Genomic DNA, 16,106 nt, shown 5'->3' with positions numbered 1-16,106 from the left:
GATGAGCTGCAATCCAATTCCAAATGATGAGGTGCATACATGATACGACCTTTAAAAGCCAAAAAAATACTGTCGCTGCTCCTGGCAGCCTCCCTGCTGGTTCTGCCGGTGCACGCTGCAAAGGCAGAGCCTGCGGCCCAGGCGGAAGCAGTTCTGAACAGCGCATCCGCAGGGCAAGTGAGCCATTATAACTATTTTAACAACGTATATGAGCACCTGAATGATGAGAATCATGTTTTCAAGACAGCAACCTATGAGGATATTGTCCATCTGTTTGAAAGTGAAGGGAATTACGCGGTTCTGGTGGGAGGTGCGTGGAGTGAGCAGACCCAGGCCGAGATCGGCTTTATCAATGAGGCGGCCAAGGCATACGGGGTATCCACCGTCTATAATTTCGACACCCGTCTGGACGGTGAAAGCCTTAATATTGCAGACAGCTCTAATAAATTTGCGTACAAATATGTGGATCTGGTCAATAAATATCTGAAAAACCTCAATCTGTACGATAAAAATGACCCGCAGCACAATGTAAGCTATGTCAACAAGGCGGGCGAGACGGTTACGGTTAACAAAATCGAATCCCCCTTCCTCTTCATTTACAACAAAAACAATGTGGATGCAAACGGGAATAAGGCGCCTATTGTGGCTTATCTGAACGAGAGCAACTCCTGGAGTGACTTCCAGACCGGCGGCTCGCTGGACCAGGCCAAGGTCAATGCGTACAAAGCCCGGGTGGGCAAGGTGTTCGGCGCTGCCAGCACTTATAACGTAATTGACGAATCGGCCTACATCAAGGCGGCCTTCAACTTGAACTATGAGGGTGAGAACGAAGGCAAGCCGGCGATCTTCACTGCGGCCGACGGAGACCTTGTGTTTGAGCATGTGACGTATCACCAGCTGAAGCAGATTCTTGCCAGTGAGGGCAATTATGCGATACTGCTTGGCGGCTCCTGGTGCCCGAATACACAGGCCATCATTAAATACATCAATGAATATGCCAAAAAACATAACATTGATAAAATCTATTTCTTCGACACGAAGCTTGATGCCGGTGTCACCGTTGCCGAATCCGGCAACAACAGCGGGACCAAAGGCAGCGCCAACCCGCACAATAACAATGAGCTGCAAATCCGGACAACGAATCATGCCTATGCCAAGCTCTATGTAGATCTGGTTAAGGCCTATCTGACTAACATCAAGACTGAGAACAATACCGCAGCCAAGCCTTCGGTCATCAGCTATGTGGATGCGAACGGCAATACGGTTACGGGCGACAGACTGCAGGTTCCTTTCCTGTTCACGTACAATAAGGATAACAAGAATGCAGAAGGCGGCAGCGCTCCTATTCTGGGACATGTGGAGCTGATGTACAGCTGGGAGAACATCCAGCCGGGTTATGTGGATACCAGAAATACTACCTATCCTGCGGGCCACAGATATAATAATGCGGTTAAGGCACTGAACAGCATTTTCTCCAGACTTGAAGCCGTGCCTTCCGGTCTGCGCGGAGCAGCCCCTACTTCAGCTGGAGCTACCGACGGGCAGATTACAGGCACTCTGAACAAAGCACTGGAATACAGAAGTGTTACGGACGCAGTATACACTGCTGTAACCGGAGCAGCCATCACGGGCCTTGCACCGGGAACCTATCTGGTCAGATATGCTGCCAAGCCGGGATATCAGGGACCGACTACTGTAGACGGTGCAACCGCAATTGCCTACGGGGCGGGAGAATCGGTCGCTATTGAGGTTCCGGCCTACGGTACGCAGGCTGCACCGACCGGTCTTGCCGGCATCGCGCCGACTACGCCGGAGAACAAGGACGGCCGCATTACAGGTACAACAGCGGCACTGGAGTATAAGCTGTCCACAGTGACAGAATATGTATATGCAACGGAACCTGAAATCACCGGGCTCGTCCCCGGTATTTATGAAGTAAGATATGCAGCCAAGGAAGGCTTCGGCGCGAGCCGGATCACTGAGGTAGTTGTACCTGCGTATGCTGCAGAGCAGGAGGCGCCAGCGGGCTTAACCGGTATTGCACCGACCACTGCCGAGAATAAGGACGGTCGCATCACCGGCACGACAGCTGCCCAGGAATACAAGCTGGCTACCGCTACAAGCTATGTCTATGCTGCAGACCAGGAAATTACCGGCCTTGTGCCGGGAACCTATAACGTAAGATACGCAGCCAAAGAGGGATACAAAGCAGGTAAGATTGCAGAGGTTGTAGTTCCGGCATATACTGCGCCTTCCAGCGGTAGTAACCCTTCGGGAGGCGGAGCACCAGCCCCTACAGCAACTCCGGCCCCTGCTTCAACTACTTCCGGCAACACGGTAACCGCAGTAGCCAAAGCTGCAGTAACCACGGATGAATCGACAGGTGTTACTGCTGCAACACTTACTGCGGCTGAAGTGCAGCAGCTTGCAGATAGCGCCAAAAAGGCAGAGGCTGAAGGCAAGCGGGCTGTCCTGGAGATTGAGGTGGCATCATCAGCCCGGACACAGACGGCTGAGCTGACTTTGCCAAGAAGCGCCTTTAATGCCATTGCCGAAAGCACAAATGCGGTCATCAAAATCAATTATGTGAGCGTAGGTACGATTACCTTTGATGCCCAGTCCGCAGCAGCGATCAGCGGAGCAGCCGATGCTGGGGACATCAGCATTACCATTGCCAAGGTATCCCTGAGCGAAGAGGGCAAAGCGGTATTGGGGGACAGACCGGTCTATGACCTGGCGGTAAAAGCCGGGGACAGCAATGTTAGTGAATTTGGCGGCGGCAAGGTTAAGGTTAGCGTTGCCTATACACTGCAGGCAGGCGAAGCTGCCCATGCTGTAATTATCTACTATATTACTCCTGAAGGCAGCCTGGAGACTGTCCGCGGCCATTATGAGGCAGCTTCCGGCCACGCAGATTTTGTAACAACTCATTTCTCGCAATATATCATCGGATATAATCCGGTCAGCTTTACGGATGTAGCGTCGTCCTCCTGGTACAGTGAGGCGATCGGCTATCTGGCAGCCAGAAGCATCACTTCCGGCACGGATGCCAATAACTACAGCCCGAATGCTGCGCTTACGAGAGGCCAGTTCGTAGTTCTCCTGCTAAAAGCTTACGGCATTGCGCCGGAGGATGCCGGTGCGCTTAATTTTGCGGACGCCGGTAATACCTACTACACCGGCTATCTGGCCGCAGCCAAAAAGCTGGGGGTAGCGACAGGTTCCGGGGATAACCGGTTTAAACCGGATGACCAGATTACACGGCAGGAGCTGTTCACTCTGCTATACCGTTCTCTGAAGATCCTGAATGAGCTGCCTGAAGGTACGGCATCTGCCGGGCTGTCCGGCTACAGCGATGCCCAGCAGGTTGCAGCCTATGCTCAGGAGGCGCTGCAGGCTCTTACGGCCAGCGGAATCATTGAAGGAAATAACGGCAAGCTCGATCCGCAAGGCTTGTCGACACGGGCCCAGGCGGCCCAGGTTATCTACAACCTGCTGTCACAGTAACCCGATCAATAGCAGTAAAAGAGCAGTGAGGCGGCCTCCGGCCGCCTTTTTTGCTGTGTACATTTATAATAGCCCGCTTAAGTTGAATTTTGGTAGAATAGGAATATTGCTGGAAACCTGTCTGGGACATTTCCTATTACGGCTGCTGAAAGGAGCTTCTATACTCATGAATCATGCGCAAGAACCGGTTATTTCAATTGAAGGCCTATGGATGAATTATAGTGACAGAATGGTGCTGCGGGGAATCGATCTTGCGGTCTACCCCGGCCAGATTATCGGCTATATCGGACCGAACGGGGCAGGCAAGAGCACCACGGTCAAGATTATGCTGGGTCTGATCGAAGGCTACACGGGTACGGTCCGGATTTTTGGCAGAGATATTTCAGACGGTGATGCTGCTTACAAAAGACGGATCGGTTATGTTCCGGAGGTTGCCGAACTGTACGATAGCCTGACCGCCAAAGAATACCTGGGCTTTATCGGCGAACTCTACGGGATGAAGCGGACCGATGCCGAGCAGAAGGCAGAGCGGCTGATGGGGCTGCTTAATCTGGAGCATGCTTTCAATATGCGGATTGCTTCCTATTCCAAGGGGATGAGGCAGAAGGTGCTGCTGATCTCAAGCATGCTGCATGATCCGGATATCCTGTTCCTTGATGAGCCGCTGAGCGGGCTGGATGCCAATAGTGTAATGATCGTTAAGGAGATTTTTGCTTCGCTGGCCGCCCGCGGCAAGACGATCTTTTATTCCTCTCATATTATGGACGTGGTTGAGAAAATCAGCAGCCGGATCATCCTGATTAACGGCGGGGACATTGTAGCGGACGGAAGCTTTGCCGAGCTGAAGGAGAAAAGCCGCGAAGGCTCGCTTGAAGGGATTTTCAACGAGCTGACCGGATTTGACCGTTTCCGGGATATTGCCGGGGAATTCGTTGCAGTTATTGGTGAAGGTGATTCCAATGACTGAATTTTATGTGCTGAAGCTGCTTGACCGGCTGCAGGGTATACTCCGGAGAACCGGTGTTGACTACCCCGTTCTGCGCAGCATTCTGCAGGTCAAACTGACGATGGACGCAAGGCGTACCCCGACTGTGCTGGCCGGTGGGAAGGACAACAAGCAGACTACCGCAGAAGGCTCGCCCTTCCGTATACAGTGGATTTATCTGCTGCTTGGACTGATGCTGATCCTTTTCGTCGTGCAGGACGGCAATTATATCTTTTCTATGAGTATTACCTTCGCCATTCTGATGTTTATGATTGCAACGACACTGATTTCAGACTTTTCCTCCGTAATGCTGGATTTACGGGATAAGAATATCCTGTTCTCCAAGCCGGTGGACCGCCGGACGCTGAATATGGCGAAGAGCTTACATATCCTCATCTATTTGCTTACTTTAACATTAACGGTTACGGGGCCTTCGCTGATCGTTTCCTTGTTCAAGCAGGGAATCGCTTTCTTCCTTATCTATGCTGCGGCCGTCATTCTGATGGATTGCCTGATCCTTGTCATTACAGCACTGATCTATTTACTGATTCTGCGGGTCTTTGACGGGGAAAAGCTGAAGGACATCATTAATTATGTACAGATCATTCTGTCCATCGGAATTGCGGTAGGCTATCAGCTGGTCTCCCGCCTGTTCAATCTGGCCGATCTGACGGTGTCCTATGAACCGGCCTGGTGGCAGTATCTGCTGGCCCCGGCCTGGTTTGCTTCACCCTTCGAGCTCCTGCTGGGCGGGGACCGTTCGGTTCATCTGACCGTCATGTCCGTGCTGGCCCTGGTGGTTCCTGTACTGCTGCTTGCAGTGTATATCAAGCTTATGCCGATGTTTGAACGGAGCCTGCAAAAGCTGGCATCGGAGGAGGGGGCCGGGAAGGACAGCGGAAACATGGCCCGCCGGCTGTCAGAGCTCTTCTGCCAGGGCAAGGAGGAAGCGTTGTTCTTCCGCTTCACCTGGTCAATGATGCGTAATGAGCGTGATTTCAAGCTCAAGGTGTACCCTACCTTCGGCCTGTCCATGATTTTGCCGTTTATCTTCATCTTTAATATCCTGTGGGGCGGCGGGGGTCTGGAGGAGCTGCGCAACACCAAGGCGTTCCTGTTCATTTACTTCTGTGCGCTTCTGATGATGACCGCTGTGCAGATGCTGCGATATTCTACAAGCTACCGGGCGGCCTGGATCTACAAGACGATTCCGCTGCCCGGATTATCACCGGTCTACCGGGGAATGCTCAAGGCGGCTATCCTTCGGCTGCTGATACCGCTTTTCGTCATTGAAGGGGCCATTTTTCTGTGGGTATTCGGCCTGCGCTTTCTGCCGCACCTGATTATCGTGCTGCCTGCCCTGCTGCTGTATTCGGTGCTGTGCTTCCGTCTTCTGCCGAAGTCACTGCCGTTCTCGGAGCAGTACAGCGCTGCCAGACAAAAGGATTTTACAGGGAGCGCCTTTGTGCAGATGTTTATTCTGATGGGACTGGCGGGGCTTCATTATGTGGTCAGCCTGATTCCGTTTGGAATTTACATCTATGCTCCAGTTCTGGTAATCGCCAATTGGTGGATCTGGCGCATTTCTTTTCCCCGGGCGGAGCTGGGGGGATAATAGCTGCCAGCCCGGAAAACCCCGCAGCTACGGACAAATATGGACATTTTTTGCCGCCTTCGAAAAAAGGGTCTAAGTTCCAGTATTTACTTAGACAGTATAGCAAATACAAGGTAGAATACAGCTAAAGTTACTTCTCATAGCATTCTATAATCTCTATACACTCTTCCGTTTATCTGATATTCGTAATAGATTTTTGTACTTGAGAATGAGCTTCAACGATAATGATAATATAACCGGTGAAGAGGTCAACTATGGATCAAATGGGAACCCACTATAATACTTGGATTGTTTTACTATCTTTTGCACTTGCTGTTACTGCAGCCTATTCGGCGCTTAACCTGATTGCCCAGGTTCCCCAGTCCACAGGAAGAATTCGCCGGCTCTGGCTCATGTCAGCAGCATGCGTACTCGGCAGCGGAATGTGGGCCATGCATTTCGTCGGTATTATGGCTACCCATTTCCCGTTTGAAATCGGCTACCGTCCGGGCAGGGCGGTCTTATCCCTGCTGGTCAGCATGCTCTGCAGCTTCGGGGCTTTGTGGATTGCGACTGTACCCCGCCAGAGGATGTGGCGGCTGACACTTAGCGGGCTGATTCTGGGTGCAGGGATTTCCGTGATGCATTATATCGGGATCTCCTCTATGGAGATTGAAGGCAAGATGCATTATGAGCCGCTTGCCCAGGGGATTTCCGTTCTGATAGCCCTGCTGGCATCTTACATCGGTATTTTTCTGTTTCGGCGGTTCCGGGAACAGGAGTATTTCAGCCGGCGCTGGAAGTTCGCTTCCGCCCTGTTCATCGGATTCGCAGTTACCGGTATGCATTATATAAGCCTTAGAACAAGCCATTTTCAATATGGCGGATGGAACGGCGCCAAGCCTGTTGTCATGGAGACAGATGTAATTCTGCTGACCGGCGTATCCCTCGTAACCCTGTTTATGCTGGCCATCTCCGGCGGGGCAGTCTTCCTTGACCGGCATGTGCTGGAACGGATGGCCTATCATGATCCGCTGACGGAGCTGCCGAACCGCCATGGTCTGGAGCGCTATTTCAGGGATGAGTTCTTCGGGGACAATCCGGGAGCAGTGTTCTTTGTGGACCTGGACCGTTTCAAATCGATTAATGATACACTCGGGCATGATATCGGCGATTTGCTGCTGCAGGAGGTTGCAGACCGGCTGAGAACATGCGTAGGTACCAAAGGTAAGGTGTTCCGGCTCGGCGGCGATGAATTTCTGATTGCCCTGCCGGATTCCAGTATAGAGAACGCCCAGGAGGAGGCCCTGCACATTCTGCAGGAGCTCAAGAAATCATACAGCATTGAAGGCAATGAGCTGTATGTAACGGCCAGTGTCGGCATCAGTATGACACCGGCGCATGGCACGGACCGCTCGGCTCTGATGAAGGCTGCTGATACGGCACTGTACACTTCGAAGGACTCCGGCAAGAACAAGTTCAGTGTGTTCGACCAGGAGATGAACCGCTATCAGCTCCGGCGCATGTCGCTGGAGAAGGATCTGCGCAAGGCGCTTGCCCGCTCGGAATTTATGGTGGTCTATCAGCCTAAATGGGACTCTCTGATGAATGTCACTGTCGGCCTTGAGGCGCTTCTGCGCTGGAAGCATCCGGATCACGGGATCATCTCCCCGGCAGAATTCATCCCGATTGCCGAGGAGACCGGGCTGATCGTACCGATTACCTACTGGATGCTGCAGGATGTCTGCGTCCAGAATATGAGCTGGCATAAGGACCAGATCGCAAATGTGCCTGTGTCGATTAATATGTCGGCAAGAATGTTCGAGAACGGAAGCCTGTATGATGTAGTTTCCGAGGCGCTCGCCAGCTCCGGTCTTGAGCCGCATTTTCTTGAGCTGGAGATTACCGAATCTATTGCCATGAACAATATGGAGGAGACGGTAGCCCAGCTGTCCAAGCTCCGGGATATCGGCGTGCGCGTGTCTCTGGACGACTTCGGAACCGGTTTCTCTTCACTCGGAAATCTTGATGAGATTCCGGTCAACACGCTCAAGATCGACCAGGTGTTTATCCGCAAGAGCAAAATGCATTCCAAAAAAGCCATCATCAGCAATATCATCGCCATCGCCAGCAACCTCAATATGGAGGTAGTCGCCGAGGGCGTCGAAACACCCGAGCAGATTGAGCTGCTGCAGTCATTGGGCTGCAGGGTCATGCAGGGCTTCTACTACGGCCGCCCGATGCCGGTGAATGAGCTGGGCCAATGGTTTATCGAGAACACGGCCTAGATCATATATAATGCTGCTGCTCCAGTTAACGCGGCAATCTGCTAAGAAAGCGGATTGCCGCGTTAACTGTTTACTGGCCGGATATAAGGCTGTTTATGTATGCCCCTACGGGAATAGTCTGTGTTTAACCCTTTTCTAGGGCAAAACGGTCTGGTGAATCCGTAGCGACTCGACCCACTGTGATTCCCCCACATCTAGTTGGATTTTTGCTATCTAATTCTCTGACAAACGCTGCCGGCAGGGAAATATATAGAAAAACGCCACTTAATTTTGCCGTAATCGCCTCCAGAGCGATAAATGACCCGAAATAGATGCCCTTTTTCCACCTAATAGTCGTAAATGCGAAAAAAAGCCGGAATTACGTGCCGAAAATCCAATTAGTTAGATTGAGCTTCCAAGTGTGCAAGCGGGAGAGTGGCAGTAGGGGGCTGCGCTTAAGGAGCGGTAACGTCTGCGGGGAACCCTCTCCAAGTCATTTAAAAGTAACCAAAAAAGCAGCCAAGTCCATTTCCAGGACTTGCTGCTTTTTCTGTCCCCCACATTAAAGGGGGATTCTTTATAGGTGTTATACTAAAAGATTCATGGTGAAAGCGGCGGAGGGGAAGTTTGGAACTGTAGGAGCGTTAGCGTTCGCCTTTGTCTGCGGATTTCCACTGCGAATAGCGGTCAAATCAAGAAATCTGCAGACAACAGCGGCCGGAAGTCCAAACATTCCCCGCAGTCGCGGCCCTCACTTGAGATAGCTTTCTTTTAGTATATTTATAACAAATCCTATATTTTAAAGTTCTCAACAAGCACCTGAAGCTTCTCCGCCAGCGAAGAAAGGAAGGCGGCGGAAGCCTCCACCTCCTGCATAGCAGCAAGCTGCTCCTGGGAGGAAGCGGAGAGCATCTCTGCGCCTTCGGCAGTCTGGTTGGAGACAGCCACGATGCTCTGGATCGCAGCTACCAGATCGCTGGAGATGAGAGCCAGATCACGGACGGTCTCGGAAATCTGCTGGCTCTGGGAGGACATGTCGGATACGGAGGTTTCAATCTCCGAGAATGAGTTGCCGGCAGCAATAATCATGGCTTTGCCCTCCACCATTTCATCGGTGGAGCGTCTCATGGTCTCTCCGGCTTTGTCCATCTGACTGACGATTTGGCTTACCAGCTCGCCGATCTGGGCAGCGGAGCTGGCCGAGCGTTCAGCCAGCTTGCGTACGGAGCCGGCTACTACGGCAAAGCCGCGTCCTTCCTCGCCGGCCCGGGCAGCTTCAATTGCCGCGTTCAGTGACAAAAGGTTGGTCTCTTCGGCAATACTGGAGATAGTGCCGACAATACTCTCAATTTCCTTGGAATGACTGCCCAGTGTTTCGATGATTCCGGACAGATCGCTGATACTCTCGCTTACGACCTGCATTTGAGAGGTGGTAGAATCCATGGATTCACGCCCGTTGCGGGCCTTGAGCGCATTGCCTGCAGCTGTGTTCATTGCACTGTCGGCAGTGCTGGCAATTTCCGTAATGAACCGCGACATCTCCTGCACAGAGCGGTAGCTGCCCTCCAGATTACGCAGCTGGGTGTTGGCACCGTCAGCCAGATCAATAGTGACATTGACGCTGTGCTCTCCGGCCCGGTTGGTCTCCTGTGCACTGGCGGACAGCTCTTGTGAAGAGGAGGCGACCAGCATCGACGTATCGTTGACCTGAGTGATGAGATTGCGCAGACTGGCTGTCATATCATTGAAATCCCGGGCCAGCGTACCGATTTCATCCTTGCTTTTGAACAGAATGGGCTCATGCGAAAGATCACCCTTGGCAACCGTGTTAACCGAGCCGGAGAGTCTGGTCAGCGGTCTGGTGGTTCTCCGGATAAATATGTATGCCGCAATAATAGCGATAACGAGAATCGATGCGCCGATGATGAAGGGCTGAAGGATAATATCTTGTGTCCGTTCCTGTACGAGAGCACCGTCGAAATTGATAGCCATTAGAGCAATGATAGGTTTTGTGGGATCATGATCCTGATAGATGGGGCCATAGCCGGTCTTGAGCGAGGTACCTTGATAGGTATAAACCTTGGAGTATGCGGAATGCTTCATGGTGGTAATCATCGTTTTGTCTTCTTCCGCGAAGTAGAACGGATCGCCGGCTTTATATCCTCTTTCTTTGAGGTTGGCGTCAGCCGCGAGAATCGTACCGTCCAGCGACAGAATGAAGGCTTCTTTAAAAATCGGTTTATGGTCATTGATCCAGCCGATGCGGTCTTCGATGGCAGCCAGCTTGCTGGTATCTCCTGCAGCCAGAGCCGAAATATCAGCAGGATCGACGAGTCCGGTTGTAATATTGGCGCAGCCTACCAATTCTATACCTGCAGCTTCGTCTAACTGCTTGTACGCAGCGCGGTATCCGAAGAACCCGATGGATGATCCGACGAGAAGTAATACGATAAGCATCATCCAAGTTAATTTTGTTGCCAATTTCATTGTTTGCACCACCAGTCCTGACTCTCTAATATAGGTGATATTTATTATCACTGCTACGATTATAGCGCAACAATGTTCGCGGGGCATTAGCAAGAATATAGTATTTTTGTGTCGGAAAAGGGTGGATTTTTGAGGGTTAAGGCAAAAAGATTGAATCCGCCCCGCTTAAAATGGTACGCTTGAAGCAGGACAAACGGACTGGGAGTGAGAGGGATGGCACAGAAAATTGATCCGTTGATTGAAGCCCTGGGATTATCCATGTGGAGAGTACAGCGTAAAATCACATCGCAGATGTCTTTGCATAAAGAAATCGGCCTTACGGTGCCGCAATTTCATCTGCTGCATATCATTGCCCGTGAGAAGAAGGCGCGGGTCATCCAGCTGGCAGAGCAGCTCGATGTGAAGTCGAGCGCGGTAACGGTAATGCTGGACCGTCTGGAGCTGCTTGGCCTGACCGCCCGCGTGCAGGATGAGAATGACCGCAGAGCCGTAACAGTGACGCTTACCGTAAAGGGTGAGGAGCTGCTCAAGGAGGCACAGAACCGCTCGCTGGTTCTGCTGACCGAGCATTTGGCGATCCTGAAGCCGGAGGAACTGGAGAAGTTCGCTGAATACTATACGCTTCTCGAGAAGCAGGAGCGGTAATGACAGTCTGGTCTCCGGCTTATTTATTGAATACAAACAGCGAAATAACAAACAGCCAGGCTCCATCACCGGAGCCTGGCTGTTTGTTATTGTTCCTCGCTTTAATCTATTCTGCCGCAGGCGCTCTATCCGGCAGCTGCGTGACATAGCTGTCTGAGAGCTGGCGCAATCTCAGCGCCCGGTTGTATTCATCCTCTGTTCCGGCAGGAGCCTGCCCTCCGGAAGCAAGAATATACTGCGTGTTATCTTCAAAGCTGTTGCCCGGAATGAGCAGCCCGGAGCTGGCGATGAAGGAGCCGGTCGGCAGATAGTAGCGCTGCGGCAACAAATTGTACGTCTGGGCAGTCAGGTCCTGGCCGAAATGAATGGTGCTGTCCAGCGACACCCCGAGCAGGCTCGCAGCGGTTGGCATAATATCCACTTCTCCCCCGACCTGCTCAAGCGTCTGCGGCTGCAGGCTGCCCTGCTCATGAATCATGAGCGGAATGTTCAGCATGTTGGCGTACTCATACTCATGCCCGTAGATTTCTTCCATCAGCTGCTTATCGTCATGATCCAGGGAATAAATCGGCAGACCCATGTGGTCGCCGTACACCATAATCAGGCTGTCATCCCATACGCCGCTGGCCTTCAGCTCTTCAACAAATTGCCCGAACGCGTAGTCAGCATAATTCTGTGAGCGGATATAGTCGCCGACAAAGGTGCCTTCGTAACGCTCTGGCAGCTTTGTCTGATATTTTTCCTCAGGAATCGTAAACGGATGGTGGGCAGACATGGAGATGACCTGAGCATAGAACGGCTTGCCGTCCTGGTCCATTTCCTTCAGCTTGTCGGCCGTTTTGCGGTAGAGCACCTCATCGGACGGTCCGAAGAAGAATGTATCCTCATCCCCGAAAAACTTATGGTCATAATAGTGCTCGAAGCCGAGCGCTTTATACAGCTCTCCGCGGTTCCAGAATTCCACGTCATTGGTGTGGAAGGTGGCGGTCTGATAGCCGCTGGCCTGCAGGAGGCGCGGGAGACTTGGCAGCTCTTTATCGACATAAGACATCGTAGCTGCACCCTTAGGCGGAATATAGAAGGAAGAGTTGACTACAAATTCCGCATCCGAGGTATTACCCTGGCCGACCATCTGATAGAAGTTAGGGAAATACAGGCTGTCTTTCATCAGGCTGTTCAGGTTAGGCGTAATCTCTTTGCCGTCGATGGTAAGCCCCAGCAGGAAGTTCTGGAATGATTCAAGCTGGATAATAATCAGGTTCTTGCCTTTGGCTGCACCCTGGAACGGGGAGACGGCCGCCGGATCGATTCCTTTTACCTCATTGATAACGTCCTGTGTAATTTCACTGGCCTTAACCAGCTCCGGTTTGTCTTGAGCAAAAATCGCGTAGACCTCATAATTAAGGATACCCATCTCCTGTGCCTTCTTGATTTCGTTCATGCTGGCCTTATTAGGCAAAACATTGAACAGGCAGAGACCGAGCGACAGGGCGAACAACAGACTGTAGGAGAATTTCGAATTGCCGCTGCGGCGGTTAATCTTTTCTTTTTTATAAGTACGGCCTTTCTTATTGAAAAAGAAATAAATGCCAAAGATGATAATATCGGAAAAGATCAGCAGATAATACGGGTCCATCAGGGAAAAGACGCTATTGCGTACAGCGGTAACCTGATTAACCTGCTCAGCCGCCTGGTAGGTGACGATAACGCCGTAATATTTAAAGTACATAATGGCTGCGAAAAAGATTGCCGTAACAAGCAGATTGACCAGCATGTAAAGTCCGAGCTTCCGTTTGGAGGCGAAGGCCTCAATGAGACAGAACAGGGCCCAGATAAAGGGGATTTCCGTTATCAGTGATTTCCAGGACAACAGATCCCCGAAGATAACGCCCCAGGCCAGGAAGCTTTTGAGTATAAAAATAAGCGTAAAAAACACGAATGGTTTGGCTACCCACCGTTTAATAGTAAGGGATGACACAGCTTCGCCTTCTTTCTAAGAGATGAAACGCCGCTCCCGGCTGGGAGGATGCAGCGCTTGGACAAGAGAATTCCTATATTAATAGACCTTATTATGCAGCGCTGGCAGGTGAATGTCAAAAAACAGAAATGCCGTATAACCTCACTGGACTGCGTAATAAATGATGCGAGTCCGTGAACCGGATATTATCTTACTCAGATTCAAACATACGGGGGAAATAGCAGGAAAACGGCGGTTCACGCCAAAAAGGGCGAGCGATAGAATGGGGGCAGGCTTAAAAAAATGCATTTTGCGGAAATTTCCATATCAGTAAGATCATTGGTCGAATATGTATTCAGCAGCGGCAGCCTGGTGCCGGGGTTCAGCAGCGGTGCGGCAATGGCCGAGGGGACGCGCATTCATCAGCATATACAGAAGCAATATAAGGAAGGCGACCGTAAAGAGGTCTACCTCAAGACAGAAATCGTCCACGGGGGGCTTAAGTTTATCATTGACGGGCGTTGTGACGGTCTGCTGACCGGGGAGGACGGGACTGTTACAGTAGAAGAAATCAAATCTATAGGAGAACTGCTGGAGCCGGATTTTGCCGGCAAAGAGGTGCACTGGGCGCAGGCCCTGATGTATGCCCACATCCTTTGCCTGGATCTGGGGCTCACAGATATCACGGTGAAGCTCACTTATGTCCGGCGCGGCGGGGAAGAGCAGCAGAGCCTGTACCGGAAAATGACAGCAGCGGAGCTGGAGGCATTCGCGGGCGATACCGTTGCCAGATACGCCCCGTATGCGGAGCTGCTGGTCCGGCATCAGGAGCAGCGGGACAGCAGCATCCGCGCGCTGGCCTTTCCTTTTCCCGCCTACCGCAGCGGGCAGCGGCACTTTGCAGCAGCCGTCTACAAGTCGGTTGCCGAGGGGGTCAATCTGTTTGCCCAGGCGCCGACAGGGATCGGCAAAACGATGTCCACGCTTTTTCCGGCACTCAAGGCCCTGGGGGAGGGAAATGCGGCGGGGCTGTTCTACTTGACAGCGAAGACTGTTAACCGGCTGGCGGCACAGGAGGCCATCGGCATGCTGCTTGCGCAGGGCCTGCAGCTGCATGCCGTGACGCTGACCGCCAAAGACAAGGCCTGCTTCCGGGAGGAGGGGCTGTGCACCAGCGAATCCTGTCCCTTCAGGGAAGGATACTATGACCGGATTAACGGGGCGGTGCTCGACATACTGGAGCATGAGACACTGATGACCCAGGAGGTCATTGCCCGCTACGCCAAAAAGCATATGGTGTGCCCGTTCGAATTCTCGCTGGACACCGCGTATGCCTGTGATGCAGTGATCTGCGATTATAACTATATCTATGATCCGAGGATCAGCCTGAAGCGGCTGCCGGAGGAGCGCAAGCGTAAGACAGTGCTGCTGGTCGATGAAGCCCACAATCTGGTTGACCGTGGACGGGCTATGTATTCAGCAGAGCTTACCAAAGCACCGTTTCTTGGGCTGCAGCGGCAGTTTAAGACCGTCAACAAGGCGCTAAGCGCGGCGGCCAAAGACGTCAATGCCTTTTTCATTGCCCTGCGCAAAAGCTGCAGTGAAGACGGGGAAGGGCAATGGAGCACGTATCCGGAGGAGCTGCCCGGCCTGCTTGAGGCTTTTTCCCTGGAGGCGGAGGCCGAGCTGCTGTCCCCTTCCGCCCTTCTTCCTGTACCGGGAGAGGATGAGGAAGAGGGTCAGGGGCTGCTGGATACTTATTTTGTGGTGCAGAATATGCTCCGTACCTTTAAAACCTACGATGAGCGGTACGTCACCTATGCCGAGGTCCGGCGGGGGGATGTGTATCTGAAGCTGTTCAATCTGGACCCGTCCCATCTGCTGCAGCAGATGGGCAAGAGCTTCCGCAGCCAGATCCTGTTCTCGGCCACGCTGTCTCCGCTCTCTTATTACAGGGACATGATCGGTGCAAGGGAAGAGGATTACAGCCTCACTGTTCCATCTCCGTTTCATAGAGAGCAGTGGCAGGTGTCTGTACTTCCGGTATCTACCCGTTACCGGGAAAGGGAAGCTTCACTGCGCCCGCTCTGTGATGCCCTGAAAGGCATGACGGCCCGGAAGGGCAATTATCTTGTCTTTTTCCCTTCCTATGCCTATCTGCAGAATGTCTATGAGCTGTTCGAGGGCAAATATCCGGAGGTGCCAACGCTTGTACAGAGCACCGGGATGAGCGAGGCGGAGCGGGAGGGCTTCCTTGCCTCGTTCCGTCCGGACAACCCGGAGACACTGCTCGGCTTTGCCGTGCTGGGCGGGATTTTCTCCGAGGGGGTGGATCTGCCGGGCGACCGGCTGAACGGCGTGATGGTTGTGGGCGTCGGCCTGCCGCAGGTGGGGCTGGAGCGCAATCTGCTGCGCAGCTATTTTCAGGCCGCAGGCAAAAACGGCTTCGATTACGCCTACGTCTACCCGGGCATGTGCAAGGTACTGCAGGCCGGAGGCCGGCTGATCCGCAGCGAGAGCGATAACGGAGTTATTATCCTCGCCGACGACCGTTTCCTCCAGCATCCCTACCGCCATTTGCTTCCGGATGAGTGGCAGGACTACCTTGTGATCACGTAAGCGCTTATAATTACTGTTAATTATAGAATCACAACCTATAATAGA

The 16,106-nt window shown here is 52.4% G+C and carries 8 protein-coding genes; 6 read left to right on the top strand and 2 right to left on the bottom strand.

The annotated features are described in order from the left end of the window. The first annotated feature begins 39 nt into the window (after window positions 1-39). The 4 genes from AC4G46_RS30530 (at window position 40) to AC4G46_RS30515 (ending at window position 8,374) form a co-directional block, all read left to right on the top strand. Complete coding sequence (locus AC4G46_RS30530; RefSeq protein WP_491125922.1) at window positions 40-3,507, top strand: S-layer homology domain-containing protein; 3,468 nt, start codon at window positions 40-42, stop codon at window positions 3,505-3,507. Between the two features lie 166 nt (window positions 3,508-3,673). Then, window positions 3,674-4,474, top strand: a complete 801-nt coding sequence (locus AC4G46_RS30525; RefSeq protein ID WP_491125921.1) for an ABC transporter ATP-binding protein — start codon at window positions 3,674-3,676, stop codon at window positions 4,472-4,474. Further along, window positions 4,467-6,107: a hypothetical protein gene (locus tag AC4G46_RS30520; RefSeq protein WP_491125920.1), complete on the top strand. Its 1,641-nt coding sequence runs from the start codon at window positions 4,467-4,469 to the stop codon at window positions 6,105-6,107. Before AC4G46_RS30525 ends, AC4G46_RS30520 begins: the two co-directional genes overlap by 8 nt. A 254-nt stretch (window positions 6,108-6,361) precedes the next feature. Continuing rightward, a complete protein-coding gene (locus AC4G46_RS30515) occupies window positions 6,362-8,374 on the top strand; it encodes a putative bifunctional diguanylate cyclase/phosphodiesterase (RefSeq protein WP_491125919.1) in 2,013 nt (670 codons plus the stop codon). 771 nt (window positions 8,375-9,145) lie between these two features. Here AC4G46_RS30515 and AC4G46_RS30510 read toward each other — a convergent pair. Continuing rightward, the gene (locus tag AC4G46_RS30510) at window positions 9,146-10,840 is read right to left on the bottom strand and encodes a methyl-accepting chemotaxis protein (RefSeq protein ID WP_491125918.1); all 1,695 of its coding nucleotides are present in this window, start codon (window positions 10,838-10,840) and stop codon (window positions 9,146-9,148) included. A 213-nt stretch (window positions 10,841-11,053) separates the two neighbouring features. Here AC4G46_RS30510 and AC4G46_RS30505 point away from each other — a divergent pair, with 213 nt between their 5' ends. Continuing rightward, on the top strand, window positions 11,054-11,485 hold the full coding sequence (locus AC4G46_RS30505) for a MarR family winged helix-turn-helix transcriptional regulator (protein WP_068728622.1): 432 nt from the start codon (window positions 11,054-11,056) through the stop codon (window positions 11,483-11,485). 106 nt (window positions 11,486-11,591) lie between these two features. On the opposite strand, the gene AC4G46_RS30500 is transcribed toward AC4G46_RS30505, so the two are convergent. Next, window positions 11,592-13,463, bottom strand: coding sequence for an LTA synthase family protein (locus AC4G46_RS30500; RefSeq protein WP_491125917.1), 1,872 nt, complete (start codon window positions 13,461-13,463; stop codon window positions 11,592-11,594). A 282-nt stretch (window positions 13,464-13,745) separates the two neighbouring features. On the opposite strand from AC4G46_RS30500, the gene AC4G46_RS30495 reads away from it, so the two are divergent. Further along, complete coding sequence (locus tag AC4G46_RS30495; RefSeq protein ID WP_491125916.1) at window positions 13,746-16,061, top strand: ATP-dependent DNA helicase; 2,316 nt, start codon at window positions 13,746-13,748, stop codon at window positions 16,059-16,061. Window positions 16,062-16,106 lie beyond the last annotated feature (45 nt).

Source organism: Paenibacillus sp. fava2 (assembly GCF_058313675.1).
The sequence above is the reverse complement of the archived record's forward strand: the minus strand, read 5'-3'. Positions and strand labels throughout refer to the sequence as shown.

Excerpts from the sequence above, each read along its gene's own strand:
- AC4G46_RS30530 (WP_491125922.1), top strand. The coding sequence starts at position 40 with ATGATACGACCTTTAAAAGCCAAAAAAATACTGTCGCTGCTCCTGGCA.
- AC4G46_RS30525 (WP_491125921.1), top strand. The coding sequence starts at position 3,674 with ATGAATCATGCGCAAGAACCGGTTATTTCAATTGAAGGCCTATGGATG.
- AC4G46_RS30520 (WP_491125920.1), top strand. The coding sequence starts at position 4,467 with ATGACTGAATTTTATGTGCTGAAGCTGCTTGACCGGCTGCAGGGTATA.
- AC4G46_RS30515 (WP_491125919.1), top strand. The coding sequence starts at position 6,362 with ATGGATCAAATGGGAACCCACTATAATACTTGGATTGTTTTACTATCT.
- AC4G46_RS30510 (WP_491125918.1), bottom strand. The coding sequence starts at position 10,840 with ATGAAATTGGCAACAAAATTAACTTGGATGATGCTTATCGTATTACTT.
- AC4G46_RS30505 (WP_068728622.1), top strand. The coding sequence starts at position 11,054 with ATGGCACAGAAAATTGATCCGTTGATTGAAGCCCTGGGATTATCCATG.
- AC4G46_RS30495 (WP_491125916.1), top strand. The coding sequence starts at position 13,746 with ATGCATTTTGCGGAAATTTCCATATCAGTAAGATCATTGGTCGAATAT.